This is a genomic window from Streptomyces sp. NPDC037271 (genome assembly GCF_055603605.1).
In genome coordinates, this window is the sequence record NZ_JBVJVN010000011.1 from 156,183 (window position 1) to 175,336 (window position 19,154).

The following is a 19,154-nucleotide window of genomic DNA, read 5'->3' on the forward strand; positions in this document are numbered from 1 at the left end:
CATTACCGGCCTCGGGCGGATCGGGGCGGGGCCCGCGGCGGTCGGCTCAGCGGCGGGGCCGCGGCGGCCGGGGCGGTGCCGGGGCGACGGGGGTTCCCGCGGGTGCCCGGCGGCGGCGCAGCAGACGTCCGTACCGGCCGGTGAGCCAGGAGGCCAGGGCGACCGTGAGGCCGAGGCCGACCAGCAGCCAGGAGGCCGTGCGCAGGGTCCCGGTGAGGGCGTCGTAGACGGCGCCCGCGGCCGGCCCGTCCACCGCGCCCTCCACCGCGTCGGGGAGTTCGGTGACGGTGAGCCGGCGGCCCACCACGACGGAGAGGGCGAGCAGCGCCCCGCCGAGGGCGGTGCCGACCCCGGCGGCGGCGACGGCGCGCCGGCGGCAGGCGGCGACGGCGATGCCGGTGACCGCGAAGACGACGGCGGCGACCGGCAGCCAGAAGGCGGCGACGTCGAGCACGTGGTAGCCCTTCCTGAGCCGGTCCGCCTCGTGGGCCGGGAGCACGGTGACCGCGATGTGCCGGACCGGGATGCGCCGCGCGAACGGCACGTCGTCCTCGGCGAGCCGGTCCTTGACGCGGTCGGCGACCGGGGCCAGGTCGACGGTGACCGCCTGGCCGTCCGCCCGGTCGTCCCGCAGGGCGCGCAGCACGGCGTCGTGGACGGTGCGGTTGGCCGCGTCCCAGCCCTCGCGGAAGGCCTCGGTCCGGGTGAACGACCGTGCCGCGTCCTGCGCGAAGAGCCGCACGGTGCCGTTCAGGGTGCCGGCCGCGGCCTCGTCCGCGACCCCGTCGCCCACCGCGTCCGCGACCCCGTCGCCCACCGCGTCCGCGACCCCGTCGCCCACCGCGTCCGCGGCCGCGTCGGCGACCGCGTCCCGTACGTCCGGGTCATCGGCGAGCGGCGCCATGGCGGCGACGTACCGTCCGGTGTCGGTCAGCCCGTACGCCGCCCAGCCCGCCGGCACGCCGCACGGTACCGCCAGGCAGGCGAGGGCGATCAGGACGGCCGACAGGGCGCTCCGGAAACGTGGGGGCACCCTCCCAGACAAGGCGCCGGCGACGGCACGGGCGACCGGCGTGACTGCATACGGCCCACCGGGACGAGCCGAACGTGCGCCCCGCCCGGCCCCGGGGTCTGCGGGCGGGCGCCACCCGCTCCCGCTCCCGGATCAGACCCCGGACGGGTGACGGCGCGGGCCGTCAGGTGACGCGGTGCCCCCGCGCGTCCTCGTGGGTGTAGTAGCGGTAGAACAGCGCCCCGAAGACCGCCGCCGCGACCAGCAGGGACACGAGGACGCACGTGAACATGGCCACGCCGCTCTGCGCGTACAGGAAGCCCAGCGCGCTGCCCGCGAACGCGCCCCACAACGCCGCGTGGCCTTCGCGCGGCAGCCGCCGGGCCACGGCCCGCACCACGGCGTAGAGCACGACGAACGCGAGCACGGTCAGGAAGCCGAACAGCAGGTTCCGGCCGGTGATGGGGCCGCCGTAACGGCGGATGGACGCGGCCCAGTAGCCGTAGACCAGTCCGGCCGCGACGGGCCCCGCCCACCGCGCCACCAGGTGGGTCCGCGCGCTGAAGACGTCGGGTGTCCTCGTACGCGGGCCGCGCGTGCCCGTCCCGGGGGGCGTCCCGGGGGACGTTCCGGTGGGTGCTCCGGTGGATGTGCCGCGTGCCGGTACCGCGTGAGCCATGAGCGCACTCCTCTCGCCTCGCCCCCGACTACCAGGGCACACCTGGGCAGGCGGACCGGCAAGTCAGGATGCGGGCCGTGGGGGCGCGTGTTTCGCTGGCTCCGTGAGGGGTCGCGACCGCAGGCCGGTGCGCGGCCGGTGGCGGCTGATCGGCCGGCTCGTCCAGGCCGCCGGCCGGGGCGACGCTGCGTCCCGGCACGAACTGCTCAGCGTCCGCGGCCACAGTGTCGCCTGGGCGTTCCCGCTGCTCCTGCTCGTCGGTATCGCCGCGGCCGACATCACCACCGGCGCGTTCGAGATCATCTCCTGGACGGTGCTCGTGCCCGGCGTGGCCGCCGCGGTCTGCGGGGTGCGGGCGACGGCCGCGTTCGCGGTGGTCGCCGTCGTCGTCTACGTCCTCGCCGACACCGTCTGGCAGCACCGCGACGAGACCGGCCTGTCCGGCCTGGTCCTCGTCACCGTCGGCGGGACCATCGCCGTGGTGGCCGCCGCGGTCCGGGTCGGCGGCGAGCAGCGCATGCTGCACATGCGGGACATCGCCGACACCACCCGCCGCACCGTGCTGCGCCCGCTCCCGGTGGGCTTCGGCGGCCTCGACCACGCCGCCGTCTACCTCTCCGCGGACACCGAGGCCCGTGTCGGCGGCGACTTCTACGACATCCAGCCCGGCCCGCACGGCACCCGTGTCCTCGTCGGCGACGTGCAGGGCAAGGGGCTGGGCGCGGTGGACACGGCCGCCGCGCTGCTCGGCACCTTCCGCGAGACCGCCTACCACGAGCCGGACCTCGCGACGGTCGCCGAGCGCCTGGAGATCCGTATGCGACGCCACCGCGCGCGGACCGCCGCCCTCGGCCGGTCCGACGGCGACCGCTTCGCCACCGCCGTGCTGATCGGGTTCTCGGACGACCTGCCCGACGTGGTGGACGCCGTCGTCTTCGGCCACGAACCTCCGCTGGCGGTCGGCCCCGCGGGCGTACGGGCCCTGCCTGCCGCCGGCGGACTGCCGCTGGGCATGAGCGACCTCGTCCCCGGCTCGCCGGTGCCGCCGGTGTGCCGGCCGGCCCTCGCCGCGGACGAGACGCTGCTGCTGGTCAGCGACGGGGTCACCGAGGCCCGCGACCCCGACGGATGCTTCTACCGGCACGCCGAGGACATCGCCCGCGCCGTCGCCGCCGACCCCTCGAACGCCGCGCCGTCGCGGCTGGTGGCGCTCGTACGGGACGGCACGCTGCGGCACTGCCGGGGGCGGCTCGTCGACGACACCACGGTCTTCGCGGTACGGCGGCGGGGGGTGCCCGTGGACGGTTGAGTGCCCCGCTTCGCAGCCGCACCGGTTACGGTGCTGCCGTACGTGATCGACAGGGGGAGGGACATGCCCGGAACCGTGCTGCTGCTCGCGGCGTCGCCCGTGGGCAAGGGGGGCCTGGTGGACGCCGCCTCCGTGCTCCCCGTGCTCGCGGCGGTGCCGCCCGCCGTGCTCTCCGGCACCGACACCGCGAACGTGGTCGAGCTCGCCGACCCGCTGGATCCGCAGGCCGTCCTCACCCGGCTGCGTGCGGCCGCGGCGGCACCCGGACCGCTGACCGTCTACGTCGTCGGGCAGCTCCAGCTGGACCGGCGCCAGCGCCTGCCGCACCTGGCGCTGGCCCGCACCACACCGGCGACCGTCCGCTACACCGCCCTGCCCTGGCACTGGCTCCGCGAGGAGCTGCGGCTGCGGCCGAGCGGTGCGACGACGCTCCTGCTCGACCTGCACGCCGACCAGGAGACCTGGCAGTGGCTGCGGGAGAACCCGCTGGACTGCGGGCGCAACAACGCCGTCTACGGGCGCATCGCGCCGCCGCCCGCGCGGCGGACGGTGGCCACCCCGTCGTACATGCGGGCCGTCGCGACGATCCTGCGCAGCGGGCACCGGCCGCCGCCGGACCAGCTGCACGAGCAGGCGCTGGCCCGCGGCGCGGCCGAGGGCGCGGGGAGCGGCGGGCCGGCCGGCGCGGACCTGGTGCTGACGGCGCCCGGGCCGGCGGCGGGCGACCCGCACGCGGTCATCGCCGCCGCCGTGCAGGCCGGGCGGCACGCGGACGCCGACGAGCTCGCCGCCCGGCACGAGCGGGCCGCCGCCCAGGCGCGCGGGCCCGCGTCCGAGGACGCGCTGCACTGGACGGAGGTCCGGGCGGACCTGGCGATGTTCGCGGGGGACCCGGCGCGCAGCTGCCGGGCCTGGCTGGCGGTGGCCGAGGCCCGGCTGGTCGCCGGACAGCCGCCGCAGGCACCCGCCGTGGAGGCGGCCGTCGACCGGGCCCACCACCAGTGGGGGCAGGTCCGCGACGCCGGGCCGGCCCGGGAACTGGGCGCGGCTCTCGTCGCGTTGCGCGGCCGGGTGCCCGGACCGCGTGAGGGCGCGCTGGACCACGTGCAGCGGGAACTGAGCCGGTTGCAGACCCAGGGCTGAGACGGTCCTGCCCCGGGTCCGCCGCGTGGCCGCTTCGTCGCGGGCTCGCGTCGCTAGTGGTTTGTCGTGGTTATGGAGTCCACGACCGGGGTGGTGTCGCCCGCCGGGGCCGGGGCCGGTACCGATGTCGGAGCCGGGGCGTGTGCCGTGTCCGTCGGTCCCGCGTTCGCGGCCAGCAGCAGGCAGGCCACGGCGGCGACGGCGGCGGCGAGGGCTCTGGCGTAACGTTCGGCGGTGCGGGTGCGTCCGGGCACGGCGTCCTCTGCGGAATCGGGGATTGCGCCAAGCGCTGTTAAGCATGCTTAATCCGCGGTTTAACCTAGAGCCGTCGGAGTCGAACGGCAAGAGCCACAGGGGGAGTCGGCAGTGGGGGACCGTGACGACCGTGACGACCCGGGGACGATCGGACGCCGGGTGCAGCGGCTGCGGGCCGAACGCGGCATGACCCAGCGCCAGCTCGCGGAACCGGCGTACACGGCCGCCTACATCTCCACCCTCGAGGCCGGCCGCGTCCGCCCCTCCGACGAGGCACTGCGGCATCTCGCCGAGCGGCTCGGCGTCGGCTACGAGGAACTGGCCACCGGCCGCCCGGCACGGCTCGCCACCGACCTGCGGCTCAGGCTCACCGAGGCGCGGCGCACGCTCGCCACCGAGGGCGCCGAACAGGCCGCCGGACAGTACGCCGGGCTGCTCGCCGAGGCCGAGGCGTACGAGCTGCCCGAGGAGCGGGCCGCCGCACTGCTCGGCCTCGGGGAGTGCGCGGTGGAGACCGGTGAACTGGTCACCGGACGACGGTACTTCGAGCAGGCCGAGGAATGCCTCACCGCGGCCGGCGCCCCGCTGCCCGCCCGCGTCCCCGCCCTGCGCGGACGCGCCCTCGCCCACTACCTCGCCGGCGAGCTCCGGTACGCCGTCTACCTCCTCGAGTCCACCCTCGACGAGCTGAACCGAGGCGGCCTGCACGACCCCGACGCACTGCTGCTGCTCTACGCCAGTGCCATCGGCCCGTACATGGACATGGGCGCGCACGCGCGCGCCGCCCAGGCCGCCGAACTCGCCCTCTCCCTCGCCCCCAGCGCCGGTGACCCCGCCCTGGTGGCCCGCATGCACCGCTCGGTCGCCCGCACCCTGCTCGCCGACGGCCGCCTCGCCGAGGCCGACGCCTCGCTCGCCAAGGCGGCCGAGCTCTACCGCACGCTCCAGCTCCGCACCGAGCTCGCCAACTGCCACTGGATGCGCGGCTACGTCTGCGCACAGAACGGCGAACTGCCGCGCGCCGAGGAGGAGATGCGGGAGGCCCTCGGCATGCTCTCCGCCACCCGCGCCGCCCTCTACAGCAGCCAGGTCGCCGTCGAGCTGGCCGACGTACTGCACCGGCGCGGCAAGTCCGCCGAGGCCGCCGAACTGCTGCACGGGGTCCTGGACGACCTCTCCTCCGAACGCGGCGCCGTGCACGCGGCGGGCGCGCACCGGCTGCTCGGCATCATCGCCGAGGACGCCCGGGACACCGAGGCCGCCGAGGAGCACTACGTCCGCGCCCTGAGCCTGCTGGAGCGGGCCGGAGCCGCGGGCGACCTGGCCGACCTGTGCCGGCTCCTGGGTGACCTGCTGCGCCGCACCGGCCGCGTGGAGGCGGCCCTCGACGCCTACCGCACCGGCCTGGGGCACCGCACGGCACCCGGTACGACCACCCTGGGCCCGGCGCCCGCACAGCCGCCGCTGTAGGGAATCCTGGGCGGTGCACAGCGGCGCCGGTCAGCGTGTCGCCGGGGGAGCAGGGACGAGTGGGACGAGGCACGTGGACGACCAGCGGACAGTGACCGGCCGGACGGTGGCCGACGGTGTGCGGCTCACCGTGCGCGCGCTGGTGTACACCGTGCTCGGCGGTGCCGCGCTGCTCGCCATCGTGACCGTGGCCTCGGTGCTGGGCCCGACCCTCGCCCTCGACCTCTACACGCCCCCGGTCGCGGCCTGGTGGACGGTGTTCACCGCCGTCGTCGTCCAGGGCGTGCCCTTCCTGCTGCTCGGCACGGTCGTCTCCGCGGCGATCGGGGCGTTCGTGCCGGAGCGCGTCTTCAGCCGCCTCCTGCCCCGCAACCAGGCCCTCGCCGTGCCCGTCGCCGGCGCGGCGGGGGTGGTGCTGCCCGGCTGCGAGTGCGCGTCGGTGCCGGTGGCCGGGAGCCTGATGCGGCGCGGGGTGGCCCCGGCGGCGGCCCTCGCCTTCCTGCTGTCGGCGCCCGCGATCAACCCGGTGGTGCTGGTCGCCACGTCGATCGCGTTCCCCGGACAGCCCGCCATGGTCGCCGCGCGCCTGGTCGCCTCGCTCACGGCGGCGGTGGTGATGGGCTGGCTGTGGGTCCGGTTCGGGAAGGACGAGTGGCTGCGGCTGCCGAAGAGCCGTACGGCACCCGGTGCGTCGTCGTACGGCTGGACCGGCTTCGTGACCGGACTGCGGCACGACTTCCTGCACGCGGGCGGTTTCCTGGTCGTCGGCGCGGGCGCGGCGGCCGCCTTCAACATCGCCGTGCCCCGGTCCGTGCTGGACGTCTTCACCGACTCGGCCTGGCTGTCCGTGCTGCTGCTCGCGGTCCTCGCGGTGCTGCTGTGCGTGTGCAGCGAGGCGGACGCGTTCGTCGCCGCCTCGCTGAGCGGGTTCTCACCGACCGCGCGGCTGGCGTTCATGGTGGTGGGTCCGATGGTCGACCTGAAGCTGATCGCGCTGCAGGCCGGGACCTTCGGCCGGGCCTTCGCGGTCCGCTTCGCGTCGGTGACGTGGGTGGTGGCCGTGGCGAGCAGCGTGCTGGTGGGGTGGTGGCTGCTGTGAGCCGTTACGGACCGGCCGTCCTCCTCGCGCTGACCGGCGCGGCGGTGCTGCGCATCTCGCTCTTCGGCGACCTCTACCTGCGGTACGTGCAGCCGGGGCTGCGGCCCTACCTGATCGTGTCCGGAGCGGTGCTGGTGCTGCTCGCGGCGGCGACGGCCCTCACCCGGCGCGGCGACGAGCACCGCGACGACGAGGACGCGGACGCGGACACCCACGTCCACGGCGCCGGGGGCGCGGGTGCCCTCGGCCACGGCTCCGGGGAGGCGGACGGCCACGGCCACAGCCACGGCCCCGCCGGTCCGCGCGTCGCCTGGCTCCTCACCCTGCCCGCCCTCGCCCTGCTGCTGTTCCCGCCGCCCGCGCTCGGCTCCTACAGCGCGGAACGCGAGGCGGCGCAGCGTGCGGCCCAGGGGGTCGGTGCCTTCCCGGCGCTGCCGTCCGGGGACCCGGTGGAGCTGACCCTCGCCGAGTTCGGCTCCCGCGCGGTCTACGACAGCGAACGGTCGCTGACCGGCCGTACCGTACGCCTGACCGGCTTCGTCACCCACGGCGACGACGGGACCTGGTACGTCACCCGGCTCCAGGTCTCCTGCTGCGCCGCCGACGCCACCGCAGGCAAGGCCGAGATCCGCGGGGCCGGCGCCCCGCCCGTCGACGCCTGGGTCACGGTCACCGGCACCTGGCACCCGGAGGGCGGGCTCGGCTCGGACGCGGCCTGGCCACCGGTCCTCGACACGACGGACGTACGGCGGGTGGCGCAGCCCGCGAACCCGTACGAGAAGCGCTGAGCCCTCGTCCACCTCCTGCGGAGCGCCCGGGTTTCCCCTGGTCCGGCACGGGTAGTCGAGCCTCCGGCCGCGTGAGCGAAGGAGGCGGTGCGCGTGCGGCCCAGCGACGAACCCGGGCGGTCCTCCGAGGGGGCACGCGCCGCCGAGGTGATCGCCGGGGAAGTGCGGGACGCCCCGCCGGGCGAGGTGCCGGGACGACTGTGCGGAGCGGCCGTCCGGCTGCTGCCGGTGACCGGCGCGAGCGCGTCGCTGCGCGGCGACGGCGTGCCGGTACGGCTGTGCGCCAGCGGTGACCGGGCGTCGTACCTGGCGGAGATCCAGGCCACTCTCGGTGACGGCCCCTGTGTGAGCGCCGCCGAGTCGGGTGCTCCGGTGCTCGCCTGCGACCTGACGGCCGGTGCGGACGCCGGCCGGTGGCCCGTCTTCGCGCAGCAGGCGACGGCCGTCGGCGTACGGGCGGTCTACGCGCTGCCGCTGGGCAGCGACGCCGTCTGCCTGGGCACGCTCGACCTCTACCGGGACACCCCCGGCGGGCTGACCGGCCCGCAGCTGCGCGTGGCGCGGCTCGTGGCCGGCGTCATGACGGTGGCGCTGATGGCGCTGCCGCGAGGGGAGGAGGCCTGGCTGGACGAGCTGGCCGGTGACCACGACGAGGTGTACCAGGCCGTCGGCATGATCATGGCCCAGCTGGGGGTCGGCGCCGACGAGGCCCTGGCCCGCCTGCGCGCCGACGCGTTCGCCCGCGGCCGCACCGCCCACGACGTGGCCCGCGACGTACTCACCCACCGCCGACGCCTCGACCGCGACCACTAGGTGTACTGACCGGCTGGTGTGCCGTGGCCTGCGTCCTGCCGGGCACGGCCGTGCCCGGCCCGCCCTCCGCTCGCTAGACCTGTGCCCGCCCCTGCCGCCGGACCTCCGCCAGCCGCTCCGTCCCGGTCTCGACGGCTGTCCGGGTGGCGTCGTCGGCCGGTGCGCCGAGGCCGCCGTTGGTGAGGCTGATCGCGTCGTCGCCGACCCGTACGGCGACGAGGTCCACGGTGAGGACGGCACCCTCGGCACCCTCGGCGCTCACCGTCACCCGCAGGCCCTGCCGCGCGTCCCCCGCCTCCGGGAGCGCCAGGCCGGTGACCCGGGCGTCCCGGGTGGCGCCGCGGGCGGTCCGGGCCGTGAACCGCCCGCACGTGTCCGGCAGCGTCGCGAGCCAGGCCAGCGTCCTGTCGATGTCGGCCGCGCGGAGCGAGGTGATCCGGAAGTGCAGCTGGGCCCCGCCGGCCGCGTCGTCCAGGGCGACCGCGGCGCGGGGGTCGGAGGCGGCGCCGAAGAGCTCCTCGGTGTAGAGGACGTCCAGCAGCCGCCCGCAGTCGGGCCGTTCGGCGGTGGCCTTGAGCACCTCGTCCCGCCAGGTCGCGGCACCCCGGGTCGGCTCCCACGCCTCCCCCAGGTCGGCCTCCGTGATCAGGGCCGCCCGCGCCTGCTCCCGGGTGAGCGCGGGCGGCACGGCGGGTGACGGAAGCGCCGCCGGGGACTGCGCGGTCGCCGACGTGGTGCCGGCCGGCCGGTCCGCCGCCCGCCCGCCGGTGGTGCAGGCCGCCGCCGTCAGCGCCAGCGTCGCCGACAGCGCGGAGGCGAGCAGGGGACGTGCGGCGGGGGCGTGCTGCATCGGGGTTGCCTCCTGGCGGGCGGGGCGACCGGCGCCGTGCAGGACCGGTCACACCCTCCACGGCACCACTGCCCCCACCCCGCCACCAGCGCGCGGGGCCGTCCGGGTGAGGCGCACGCCCGCGCGAGGCCGCGTAGGGTCACCGGGACCACTTCCCCCACTGAGCCCGAGGAGCCCCGCCGTGACGACCGACACCGGCCGGCAGCCCATCCCGGTGATCATCGACTGCGACACCGGCATCGACGACGCGCTGGCCCTGCTGCTGGCCGTCCGCCACCCGGGGCTCGACCTGCGCGCGGTCACCTGCGTGGCCGGGAACACCGATGTGGAGGGGGTCGTACGGAACACCCTGACCGTGCTGGAGCAGGCGGGCGCTCCCGACGTCCCCGTCGCCCGGGGCGCCGAGCGTCCGCTGATCGAGGACGTGCGCACCGCCCGGCACGTGCACGGCCACGACGGCATGGGCGACCTCGGCCTGCCCGCCCCCGCCCGCACCCCCGTCGACGTGGACGCGGTGACCCTGCTGCGCCGGGAGATCCTCGCCTCCCCGCGCCCGGTCACCCTGATCCCCACCGCCCCGGCGACCAACATCGCGCTGCTGCTGCGCACCCACCCGGAGGTCACCGCCAACATCGAGCGGATCGTCTTCATGGGCGGCGCGGTGGCCACCGGGAACGCGACGCCGGTCGCCGAGTTCAACGTGTGGCACGACCCGGAGGCCGCCGCGATCCTGCTCACCGCCGGGGTGCCGATCACGATGTACGGGCTGGACGTGTTCGAGAGGGTGATCGTCCCGGGGCCGGACGTACGCCGTCTGCGGGCGAGCGCCGAGCCCGGCACCCGGCTCGCCGGCGAGCTGCTCGCCCACCGCGGCCCGGCCACCGACGAGTCCGACCCCGGCGGCGGCCTCGGCGACGCGGGCGCGGTCTGCGCGGTGATCGACCCCGCGGGCCTGACCACGCACCGGCTGCCCGTAGAGGTGTCCCTGGCCCCCGGCCCGGCCCGCGGCCAGACCCTCGTCGACCGCCGCCTGCGCGTCGGCGAGTCCGAACTGCACGAGGGCACACGCGAACAGCCTCTGGTGGACGTGGCGTTGGACGTGGACGTGGCCCGGTACGTGGACTTGTACCTGGGAGCAGTCGAGCGCACGGGCGCGTAGTCCCCGGCGCGTCGCGGGCGCGCGGGTTCGCTTTTCGGGTGATGTGGACAGATCTATTCGTGTCGCCCGCACGCATCGCGAAGGAGCCCGCGTGACCGTACGCAGCACCACCCGCACGCCCGACCTGTCGTCCAAGGACCCCAACTGGTGGCGGCAGGCCGTCATCTACCAGGTCTACCCCCGCAGCTTCGCCGACGCCGACGGCGACGGGCTCGGTGACCTGCGGGGCATCACCCAGCGTCTGACGCATCTGGCCGCGCTGGGCGTGGACGCCCTGTGGCTCAGCCCGTTCTACCCGTCCGAGCTGGCCGACGGCGGCTACGACGTCGACGACTACCGGGACGTCGACCCGCGCCTGGGCAGCCTGGACGACTTCGACGCCATGGCCGCCGAGGCCCACCGCCTGGGCCTGAAGGTGATCGTCGACCTGGTCCCCAATCACTCGTCGCACCGCCACGCGTGGTTCCGGGAGGCCCTGAACGCGGGCCCCGGCTCCCCGGCCCGCGACCGCTACGTCTTCCGTGACGGCCGGGGCGAGCACGGGGAGCTGCCGCCCACCGACTGGCAGTCCGTCTTCGGCGGCAGCGCCTGGAAGCGGGTGCCCGACGGGCAGTGGTACCTCCACCTCTTCACCCCCGAGCAGCCCGACCTGAACTGGGAGAACGAGCAGGTCCGCGCCGACTTCCGCACCACGCTGAAGTTCTGGTGCGACCGGGGCGTCGACGGCTTCCGCGTCGACGTGGCGCACGCGCTGGTCAAGGACCTGACCGAGCCGCTGCGCGACCTGGGCTCACCCGAGCTGAGCAGCGAGGCGGCGCTCGCCCGGTTCGCCCCGGGCACCCACCCGTTCTACGACCGCGACGACGTCCACGAGGTCTACCGCGACTGGCGCAAGATCCTCGACGCCTACACCCCGCCCCGCATGGCGGTGGCCGAGGCCTGGGTCCCGGGCGCCCGGCGCGCGCTGTACGCCCGCCCGGACGAGCTGGGGCAGGCCTTCAACTTCGAGTACCTCCAGGCCGGCTGGGACGCGGCGGAGCTGCGCGAGGTGATCACCGGCTCGCTGGCCGACGCCCACGCCGCCGGTGCCTCGGCGACCTGGGTGCTGTCCAACCACGACGTGGTCCGGCACGCCACCCGCCTGGTCCTCCCGCCGGGCACCGACACCGACGCCTGGCTGCTGTCCGGCGGCCACGCACCGGCCGTCGACGCGGCCGCCGGCCTGCGCCGGGCGCGCGCGGCGACGCTGCTGATGCTGGCGCTGCCCGGCTCGGCGTACGTCTACCAGGGCGAGGAACTGGGCCTGCCCGAGGTGGCCGACCTGCCCACCGAGGTCCTCCAGGACCCGATCTGGGAGCAGACCGGGCACGTCCGCAAGGGCCGCGACGGATGCCGGGTGCCGCTGCCGTGGACGACGGACGGGCCGTCGTACGGCTTCGGCGCGGGTGCGGCGTGGCTGCCGCAGCCGCCGGAGTTCGCGTCGTACGCCGTCGAGGCCCAGGACGGGGTGGCGGGCTCGACCCTGGAGCTGTACCGCACGGCCCTGCGCCTGCGCCGCAAGCTGCTCGACGGAGAGTCTCTGACCTGGTCGGACGACGTCCCGGCCGGGGTCCTCCGGTTCGACCGCTCGGACAGCTGGCGCTGCGTCACCAACCTCTCCGGCACGGCGGTCGACCTGCCGGCCGGGGAGGTGCTGCTGAGCAGCGCACCGCTGGACGGCGGCCGCCTGGGGCCGGACACGACGGTGTGGCTGGGGTTGTAGCGGTCCCGTGAGGCCTGCGGGGACGGCGGGCCTGTGCCGGGTGCCGGGCGGCAGGCTGCTGACGGGCGGCGGGCCTGTGCCGGGTGCCGGGCGGCAGGCTGCTGACGGACGGCGGGCGGCAGGCTGCTGACGGACGGCGGGCGGCAGGCTGCTGACGGGCGGCGGGCCCGGCGGGGGCCGGGTCTGCCGCCCTGTACGGGGGCCGCCAGGATCAGACGTGACCCGGGCCACCGCCGCCGAAGGATCCGCTCGACCCCGGCAGCCAGCGGCGGCGGATCTGGTCCTGGCCCCGGCGGCTGCCCGAGTGGTGGAGCTCGTACGGCATGAGCCGTGGGCTTCCGTCCGTGATCAGCGGGATCTCGTCGGGTTCCCGCATCTCCCGTTCCTCGTGGACGGCGCCGGTTGCGGGAAGTCTGCCGTGCTCGTCGGCGTGGGGGCGTTCGGGTTCTTGTTCCATGACCCGCATGCCCATGCGCACGGCCCAGATCAGCGCGCCGGCGATGACCAGCCCGCCGATGAAGGCGATCGTCACGTTGAGCGCGTGCGAGGACGCGGCCAGCAGTTCAAGCGTTGCCGTACTCATGTTCTGATTATGTACCCCCAAATGAGATAAAGCGCCAGGAATGTCCGAGTAGTCCCTCGGAGGGCTTGGGGCGGCTTGGGGGGGCGGTTCGGGGTCTTGGGGCCCGGGGGCTTTCCGGGTGCCCCGTCCTGATTGAGAGCAGCCGGTGCCTGGTACCCGGCCGGCAGTGCGGTGGCGTCGGCGCCGAGTCCGCGGCCACGCACACGGCCCCGCGTCGCCGCTGGAAGGAGCACCCCCATGACCGTGCCGTTGACGGCCGACGCCCACGAGTACGGCCTGGTCGGGGACGGTACCGCCGACGACCGGCCGGCACTGCAGAAGCTGGTGGACGCATTGGGCGACGCCACCGCCGCGGACGGGCGGCCGCGCACCGTACGCGTGCCCGGCGGGCGGTACGTGATCCGGGACCGGCCCGTGCTCTGGCGCAGCGGCGTCTCGCTGACCGGCGCCGGACGCGGCGCCACCTGCTTCGCCCTCACCAACCCCGGCGCCCCCACGCGGCCGGTGCCGCTGGCCTGGTTCACCACCGCCCAGCACGGCGCCGGGCGGGAGAACCACATCGCCGACGTCACCTTCGCCCACTTCGAGATCGACGGCTCCGGGGTGCAGACCGAGGAGTACGAGGTGCTGGCCAAGGGGCTCGGCCTCCAGTACGTGCTGCGCGGGCGCTTCAGCGACCTGTACATCCACGACACCGCCGCCACCGGTTTCGGGTGCGACTTCCTCCAGGACACCGTCGTCGAGGGCGTGCTCGCCGAGCGGTGCGGGCGGCAGGACCCCGGGGAGAAGATGGGCGGCGCGGGCATCGGCATCGGGGTCGGCGGCTGGGGGCCGGTCGAACGCACGACGGTGACCGACTGCACCGCCAACGGCAACGGCACCAACGGCATCTTCCTCGAACTCCAGCAGGACGACTGGGTTCCGCCCCGGGGCATCCGCGTCACCGCCTGCCACACCGAGGACAACCGCTACGGCATCTCCGACTGGGGCGCCGACGGCCTGCTGGTCACCGGCTGCACGATGCTCGGCAACCACGTCGCCGGGTTCGACGTGTCGGCGCAGGGCACGACGAGCGTCGGAGGGCGCGGCGGCATCGTCACCGGGTGTGTGATCGACGGCAACGTCGGGGACGGGGTAGCCCTCGGCAACACCCCGGGTCCGTACGCCTTCCGCGGCAACCGGATCAGCAACAACGGGCGGTACGGGTACTGGCAGCACAACCTGGCCGGCGGCGACCAGGAGCCCGCCACCGACATCGTCCTGGAGTCCAACGACCTCCACGACAACGCCCTGGACGGCATCCGCGTCGACGCCCCGCTGCACGAGCCGGCGATCTTCGGCAACCGGGTCCGCAACAACGGCCGCCGTGCCGCGCCCCGGACAGAAGGGGGCGGCGAGGGTGTCCGCTGCGGGCCGCTGTCCCTGACCGACGAGAACGCCGACTGGCTCCCCGGCGGCCACCGCGGCAAGGAGCTGACGGTCGGCGCCCGGAACACCGGGGACGCGGCCGGCACCACCGCGGGGGAAGCGGCCGGTACCACCGCGGGGGAAGCGGATAGCACCGCCGCCGGCGGCACGGCCGGCACCACCGCCGGGAACGCGGCCGGCACCGCCGCCGAGGTCACCGTGGTGGTCGTCGACAACACCGCCACCGAACTCACCCTCGCCCCCGCACGCCCGGGCGCGGAAACGGCCTGGCCCGCCGGCACCCCCGCCCCCGGCGCCGACTACCGCCTCCCGGACTGTCCGGCCCCGCGCACCGGCCTCACCGCCGCCGCGGCCGTGGCCCACCCGTACGTGCACGGCAACCGCGTCCGGGACGACGGGCGCCCGCGCACCCAGACCCACGCCCTGTGGATCGCGCACGAGGCCACCTGGACCGGAGGCCGGGTCTCCGGCAACGACTTCAGCGGCAACGCCTCGGCGGCGACCCGCTTCGACTCGGCCCCGAGCGGTGGGCGCTGGCGCGACAACGACGGCTGACGCGCCCGCCACCGGAGGCCGCCACCGGGCGGGACGGCACCGCCCGCCGCCTCACGATGCCCGCAGCGCGTCCACCGCGATGCGGGCCGCCGTGCCGATCACCGCGTCCGCCGCGGGGAGGACGGCGGCGGTGTGGGCGGTGCGGGTGAAGACGGCCACGGCGTAGCGGCCGCCGTCGGGGTATTCGACGACGCCGACCTCGTTGCGCAGGGTCGGCAGGCTGCCGGTCTTGCCGGCCACGTGGACGTCGTCGAAGGGGAAGCCCGAGGCCAGGCGGTGCGGCCACACCTGGAGGCCCATGATGCGGCGCACGGCGGCGCCGTACTCGGGCGGGCACGCCTCGTCCCGCCACACCGCGGCGAGCAGGCGGGTCATGTCGCGGGGGGTGCTGTGGTTGGTGCGGGCCGGGTCCAGGGCGCGGAGCCGGGCGATGACGTGCGGGTCGGCGAGGGCCTGGGCACCGGCCGGCCCCGTGTCCTCGCGCATCGCGGCGAGCATGTCGCCGAAGCCGTACACGGCCCGCGTACGGGTGAGACCGAGCCGGGCCGTGGTGCGGTTGACGGCGTCCAGACCGACCCGTCGCAGCAGCAGGTCGGCGGCGGTGTTGTCGCTGACGGACATCATCAGGAACGCCGCGTCGCGCAGCGACAGCCGGACCGGGTCGAGCATGGCCGCCAGCCCCGTGGGCCCCGGGGTGCGCCCGGCGGGCGGGCACTCGGTCTGCTCGGTGAGGTCCAGCGCCCCGGCCGCCGCCAGTTCGTGCAGCGTGACCAGCACGCACAGCTTGTGGACACTGGCCGTGCACACCGGCTGGTCCGCCCCGGCGCCGACCTGCGCGCCGGAGTCGATGTCGACGGCGTGCAGCCACCCGGTGACCCCGGCGTCGGCGAAGGCCGCGTCCAGACGGGCGGTGGTCGCGGTGTCGGTCACAGCCAGAACTCCGATGCCGGACGAAGGTGCAGTGGCCGGGCGGGTGCCTCGGAACGGGCGCCGGCCGTGGTGCGCAGGGCGTGGGTGGCCGCGTCCGCGAAGGCGCCGACGGCGGCGTCGCCGCGCCCCTTGGGCCAGGCCACGGAGTGCCGCCAGGCCAGCGGGGCCCCGGCCAGCGGACGCCAGACCAGGTCCCCGTCACCGGCCGCGGCGAGCCGGGTGTCGCGGGGGCCGAGGGCGACGGCCCCGGACGACAGCACCAGTCCGCGTACGAAGCTGGCGCCCTGGCCGTGCCGTACGGCGGCGGGGGTGTAGCCGCCCCGGGCGCAGGCGGTGAGCAGGTCGTCGTAGACCGCGGGGGCGCCGGCGCGCGGGAAGAGGACCAGGTCGTAGCCGGTGAGGGAGGCGAGCGGTACTTCGTCGAGCTCCGCCTGGGCCGCGCCGCGCGGCAGCAGCACGCCGAGGTCGCGGCGGAGCACCGGGCCCAGTTCCAGACCGGTGACGTCGCACGGGTGGTGGATGAGGCCGACGTCCAGTTCGTGGGCGGCGAAACCGGCGAGCTGCTGGGCGGTGGACAGTTCGTGCAGTTCGAGTTCCAGGCCGGAGCGGCGGTGCCGGAAGTCCGCCAGCAGCGCGGCGACGGTCTCGCCGGAGACGTCGGGGGACAGGGCGGCGCGCAGCAGGCCGCTCTCGCCGTCGCGGATGCGGCGCGCTGCGGCCCGGAAGGAGTCGGAGCGGGCGAGCAGCTCGCGGGCCTCGGTGAGCAGCAGCGTCCCCGCCTCGGTGATCGTCACCTGGCGGCTGGTGCGCTCGAAGAGCCGGACGCCGAGTTCCTTCTCCAGCCGCTGGATGCGCTGTGACAGGGGTGGCTGGGCCATGCCGAGACGGGCCGCGGCACGGCCGAAGTGTGACTCTTCCGCAACAGCCACAAAGCACTCCAGGTGCCGCACCAGGTCCACGACCAGGAATCATATCGGGAATTGATCGAATCGGCATTCATATCGATCTTGGACAGGGGTGTCGCCGGGCTGCTCTCCTCTGGGGCATGCGCTCCTTCCGTGACCTCTCGCACCGCACCCGCCGGTGGCCCGGCGTGCTGGCCCTCGCCCTCGCTCTTCCGCTGGCCGGCTGCGCCACCGAGTCCGGGCGTCCGGACGCGACGCCGCCGGCGAGCGGCGGCCCGTCCCGGACCTCCGGCAGTACGGCCTCCGCGGCACCGGACGCCCGCGCACAGCTGCGCGTGGACGGCCGCACCCGCCAGTACCTCCTGCACCGGCCCGCCGGCTCCGCCGCCGACGGTCCGAGGCCCCTCGTCATCGCCTTCCACGGCCGCGGCGCCGACGCGGCCGAGATGCGCGAGAAGAGCCGGCTGGAACGGGCCGCCGGCGAGCGCGGCATGCTGGTCGCCTACCCGGAGGGCCTCGACAACGGCTGGGGCGCGGGCACGCAGGCGACCGAGCGGCGGCCGGACCCCGACCTCGACGTCCGCTTCACCGAGGCGCTGATCAAGCACCTGGTGCGCACCGAACGGGCCGACCCCGAGCGGGTGTACGTCGCCGGTTTCTCCAACGGAGGCTCGATGGCGCTGCGCTTCGCCGCCGAGCGTCCCGGCCTGCTGGCGGGCGCCGCCTCGGTCTCCGGCCAGCTGCCCGCGGGCGCCGCCGCGGTCGAGCCCACCGGGCCCGTCCCCGTCATGGTCGTCTACGGCGCCGACGACCCCGTACGCCCCCTCGAGGGCTGGCCCTCCCCGCCGCCGAACCCCGAGGAGCCGATCCTTCCGAGCCTGTCGGCCCGGGACAGCGCGGAGGCGTTCGCCGAAGCGGGCGGCGCGGGCGAGCCGGTCACGGAGGACGAGAAGGGCTACGACCGCACCGTCTGGCACCTGAAGGACGCGAAGAGCCCGAAGAGCCCGAAGAGCGCGAAGGGCGCAGCGGCGGCCGATGGAGGGGCCGCTGGAGGGGCCGCCACCGTCCAGCTCCTGGTCGTCGAGGACGCCGGTCACACCTGGCCGGGTTCGTCGGTCGCCCCGCCCGAGGGATTCGGCCCCACCAGCAGGGCCCTGGACGCCACCGACACGATCCTCGACTTCTTCACGGGTGCCGGCCGCTGAGTGACGTGACACCTCCCGGGCCCCGGGAGGTGTCACCGGCCCCGGGACGTGCCGTCAGCCCTGGGAGGTGTCCCGCCCGCCGGGCGCCGTACCGGGATTCCCGCCTCCGGTGTCATCACGGCGGATCGCCTCGCCCTGGATGACCCGGGGCGCCTCCCGGTCCTCGGGCGGCGTCCGCTCCTCGTCCTTCATCGCGCGGGCCTCGGCCTTGAGGATGCGGGCCGACTTGCCCGCCGAGCGGGTCAGCTCGGGGAGCTTCTTGGCGGCGAGAACGGCTATGACGACGATGAGAATGATCGCGAGTTCGCTCAGTCCGAACACGGCGCTCCCCTGGTGAACGTACGGTGCGAGCCCGCGGCACGGGCCCGCACGGAATCTACGGCATGGCCGGTGGCGTCGAAGGGACCAGAGGCCTCAGGGATCCCAAGGACCCCAGAAGCCTCAGACATCTCAGAGGTCGAACTCGTGCGGCGGCAGGTCCAGGGCGAAGCACGCCTCGCGGACGACGGCCCGCTCGTCCTTGTCGAAGTCCCCGTCGGCACCGCCGATCACGATGCCGATCTGCACCACGGCCCGGGCCTCGGCGGGCTTCTTCCTGGCCTTGGCGATCTCCTGCAGGACGCTGACCTTGCCGAAGGCGAAGTCGGCGGTCAGCTTGTCCAGGTTCTCCTCGAAGCGGCGGCGCAGGTCGTCGGCGGGGAAGTTCTGCAGCACCTCGTTGGTGGCGATGAGCTGGGCCACCCGCTGGCGCTCCGACGCGTCGACCGTCCCGTCGGCAGTGGCGACCAGCGCGCACATCGCCATGCTCGCGTCGCGGAAGGCGCCGCTCTTGAGGTCGTTCTTCTTCGCCACGAGCTGCGTCTGCATCTGCGACGCGGACTCCTTGAAGCGGTCCCACAGGGCCATGAGAACTCCGTACGGGTCGGGAGACGGGCGAGTTTCTACACTCGTGTAGAAGTTACCAGGCTTCCCCGCCGCCCTCGAAGCCGTCCCCGCCCCCGGAATCGCCGTCGGAGCCGAGGGGAACAAGCGGAGCCGTCCCGCCGTTCTCTACAGTCGAGTAGAAGCGTAGGGATCCGGGGGTATGTGGGGACTCCCCATGCTTTTGCCCGTCCTTTACCATGAGAGGGAAAACCTCGGGCGACCGGCTGGTACCGGCGCCCACCGACCCCGTTAAGGAGTCCCGTTCCGTAATGGAGCCTCCCAGTA

General features: G+C 75.3%; 19 protein-coding genes. 10 read left to right on the forward strand and 9 right to left on the reverse strand.

Annotated elements, in window-relative coordinates; translation table 11 throughout:
• Positions 1-46: 46 nt before the first annotated feature.
• Together ACZ7G3_RS20535 and ACZ7G3_RS20540 are read right to left on the reverse strand one after the other, a co-directional pair.
• Entirely contained in the window at positions 47-1,033 is a 987-nt protein-coding gene (locus tag ACZ7G3_RS20535; protein ID WP_470927294.1) for a hypothetical protein, read from the reverse strand.
• 163 nt (positions 1,034-1,196) lie between these two features.
• Positions 1,197-1,691 carry a hypothetical protein gene (locus ACZ7G3_RS20540; RefSeq protein WP_470927295.1) on the reverse strand — a complete coding sequence of 165 codons (495 nt, stop codon included), beginning with the start codon at positions 1,689-1,691 and terminating at the stop codon, positions 1,197-1,199.
• Positions 1,692-1,818: 127 nt separating this feature from the next.
• On the opposite strand from ACZ7G3_RS20540, the gene ACZ7G3_RS20545 reads away from it, so the two are divergent.
• Positions 1,819-3,000 (forward strand): PP2C family protein-serine/threonine phosphatase, encoded by a 1,182-nt coding sequence (locus tag ACZ7G3_RS20545; RefSeq protein ID WP_470927424.1) that lies wholly within the window; start codon positions 1,819-1,821, stop codon positions 2,998-3,000.
• Positions 3,001-3,063: 63 nt separating this feature from the next.
• A complete protein-coding gene (locus tag ACZ7G3_RS20550; protein WP_470927297.1) occupies positions 3,064-4,143 on the forward strand; it encodes a hypothetical protein in 1,080 nt (359 codons plus the stop codon).
• 53 nt (positions 4,144-4,196) lie between these two features.
• Here the strand turns inward: ACZ7G3_RS20550 and ACZ7G3_RS20555 are convergent, their stop codons facing one another.
• Positions 4,197-4,397 carry a hypothetical protein gene (locus tag ACZ7G3_RS20555; protein WP_470927299.1) on the reverse strand — a complete coding sequence of 67 codons (201 nt, stop codon included), beginning with the start codon at positions 4,395-4,397 and terminating at the stop codon, positions 4,197-4,199.
• Between the two features lie 112 nt (positions 4,398-4,509).
• Between ACZ7G3_RS20555 and ACZ7G3_RS20560 the strand changes: the two genes are divergently transcribed.
• The 4 genes from ACZ7G3_RS20560 (at position 4,510) to ACZ7G3_RS20575 (ending at position 8,568) form a co-directional block, all read left to right on the forward strand.
• Positions 4,510-5,868 (forward strand): helix-turn-helix domain-containing protein, encoded by a 1,359-nt coding sequence (locus tag ACZ7G3_RS20560; protein WP_470927301.1) that lies wholly within the window; start codon positions 4,510-4,512, stop codon positions 5,866-5,868.
• A 73-nt stretch (positions 5,869-5,941) separates the two neighbouring features.
• Positions 5,942-6,967, forward strand: a complete 1,026-nt coding sequence (locus ACZ7G3_RS20565; protein ID WP_470927302.1) for a permease — start codon at positions 5,942-5,944, stop codon at positions 6,965-6,967.
• The gene (locus ACZ7G3_RS20570; protein ID WP_470927304.1) at positions 6,964-7,755 is read left to right on the forward strand and encodes a TIGR03943 family putative permease subunit; all 792 of its coding nucleotides are present in this window, start codon (positions 6,964-6,966) and stop codon (positions 7,753-7,755) included. The genes ACZ7G3_RS20565 and ACZ7G3_RS20570 overlap by 4 nt, the downstream gene beginning before the upstream one ends.
• A gap of 87 nt (positions 7,756-7,842) precedes the next feature.
• Positions 7,843-8,568 carry a GAF and ANTAR domain-containing protein gene (locus ACZ7G3_RS20575; RefSeq protein WP_470927306.1) on the forward strand — a complete coding sequence of 242 codons (726 nt, stop codon included), beginning with the start codon at positions 7,843-7,845 and terminating at the stop codon, positions 8,566-8,568.
• Positions 8,569-8,641: 73 nt separating this feature from the next.
• Here the strand turns inward: ACZ7G3_RS20575 and ACZ7G3_RS20580 are convergent, their stop codons facing one another.
• Positions 8,642-9,418: a hypothetical protein gene (locus tag ACZ7G3_RS20580; protein WP_470927308.1), complete on the reverse strand. Its 777-nt coding sequence runs from the start codon at positions 9,416-9,418 to the stop codon at positions 8,642-8,644.
• 181 nt (positions 9,419-9,599) lie between these two features.
• On the opposite strand from ACZ7G3_RS20580, the gene ACZ7G3_RS20585 reads away from it, so the two are divergent.
• Positions 9,600-10,577 carry a nucleoside hydrolase gene (locus ACZ7G3_RS20585; protein ID WP_470927310.1) on the forward strand — a complete coding sequence of 326 codons (978 nt, stop codon included), beginning with the start codon at positions 9,600-9,602 and terminating at the stop codon, positions 10,575-10,577.
• Positions 10,578-10,668: 91 nt separating this feature from the next.
• Positions 10,669-12,339, forward strand: a complete 1,671-nt coding sequence (locus tag ACZ7G3_RS20590) for a glycoside hydrolase family 13 protein (protein WP_470927312.1) — start codon at positions 10,669-10,671, stop codon at positions 12,337-12,339.
• Between the two features lie 211 nt (positions 12,340-12,550).
• Here the strand turns inward: ACZ7G3_RS20590 and ACZ7G3_RS20595 are convergent, their stop codons facing one another.
• On the reverse strand, positions 12,551-12,922 hold the full coding sequence (locus tag ACZ7G3_RS20595; protein ID WP_470927314.1) for a DUF6479 family protein: 372 nt from the start codon (positions 12,920-12,922) through the stop codon (positions 12,551-12,553).
• A 237-nt stretch (positions 12,923-13,159) separates the two neighbouring features.
• Here ACZ7G3_RS20595 and ACZ7G3_RS20600 point away from each other — a divergent pair, with 237 nt between their 5' ends.
• Positions 13,160-14,905, forward strand: coding sequence for a right-handed parallel beta-helix repeat-containing protein (locus ACZ7G3_RS20600; RefSeq protein WP_470927315.1), 1,746 nt, complete (start codon positions 13,160-13,162; stop codon positions 14,903-14,905).
• A gap of 51 nt (positions 14,906-14,956) precedes the next feature.
• Here the strand turns inward: ACZ7G3_RS20600 and ACZ7G3_RS20605 are convergent, their stop codons facing one another.
• Complete coding sequence (locus ACZ7G3_RS20605) at positions 14,957-15,835, reverse strand: serine hydrolase (RefSeq protein ID WP_470927317.1); 879 nt, start codon at positions 15,833-15,835, stop codon at positions 14,957-14,959.
• Positions 15,832-16,794, reverse strand: a complete 963-nt coding sequence (locus ACZ7G3_RS20610) for a LysR family transcriptional regulator (RefSeq protein ID WP_470927319.1) — start codon at positions 16,792-16,794, stop codon at positions 15,832-15,834. Before ACZ7G3_RS20610 ends, ACZ7G3_RS20605 begins: the two co-directional genes overlap by 4 nt.
• Positions 16,795-16,880: 86 nt before the next feature.
• Between ACZ7G3_RS20610 and ACZ7G3_RS20615 the strand changes: the two genes are divergently transcribed.
• The gene (locus tag ACZ7G3_RS20615; protein WP_470927321.1) at positions 16,881-17,945 is read left to right on the forward strand and encodes a CE1 family esterase; all 1,065 of its coding nucleotides are present in this window, start codon (positions 16,881-16,883) and stop codon (positions 17,943-17,945) included.
• A gap of 54 nt (positions 17,946-17,999) precedes the next feature.
• On the opposite strand, the gene ACZ7G3_RS20620 is transcribed toward ACZ7G3_RS20615, so the two are convergent.
• Positions 18,000-18,266, reverse strand: a complete 267-nt coding sequence (locus ACZ7G3_RS20620) for a twin-arginine translocase TatA/TatE family subunit (RefSeq protein WP_426599286.1) — start codon at positions 18,264-18,266, stop codon at positions 18,000-18,002.
• Between the two features lie 129 nt (positions 18,267-18,395).
• Positions 18,396-18,851 (reverse strand): tellurite resistance TerB family protein, encoded by a 456-nt coding sequence (locus tag ACZ7G3_RS20625; protein WP_470927324.1) that lies wholly within the window; start codon positions 18,849-18,851, stop codon positions 18,396-18,398.
• Between the last annotated feature and the right edge of the window lie 303 nt (positions 18,852-19,154).

Excerpts from the sequence above, each read along its gene's own strand:
- ACZ7G3_RS20540 (WP_470927295.1), bottom strand. The coding sequence starts at position 1,691 with ATGGCTCACGCGGTACCGGCACGCGGCACATCCACCGGAGCACCCACC.
- ACZ7G3_RS20595 (WP_470927314.1), bottom strand. The coding sequence starts at position 12,922 with ATGAGTACGGCAACGCTTGAACTGCTGGCCGCGTCCTCGCACGCGCTC.
- ACZ7G3_RS20580 (WP_470927308.1), bottom strand. The coding sequence starts at position 9,418 with ATGCAGCACGCCCCCGCCGCACGTCCCCTGCTCGCCTCCGCGCTGTCG.
- ACZ7G3_RS20600 (WP_470927315.1), top strand. The coding sequence starts at position 13,160 with ATGACCGTGCCGTTGACGGCCGACGCCCACGAGTACGGCCTGGTCGGG.
- ACZ7G3_RS20625 (WP_470927324.1), bottom strand. The coding sequence starts at position 18,851 with ATGGCCCTGTGGGACCGCTTCAAGGAGTCCGCGTCGCAGATGCAGACG.
- ACZ7G3_RS20550 (WP_470927297.1), top strand. The coding sequence starts at position 3,064 with ATGCCCGGAACCGTGCTGCTGCTCGCGGCGTCGCCCGTGGGCAAGGGG.
- ACZ7G3_RS20615 (WP_470927321.1), top strand. The coding sequence starts at position 16,881 with ATGCGCTCCTTCCGTGACCTCTCGCACCGCACCCGCCGGTGGCCCGGC.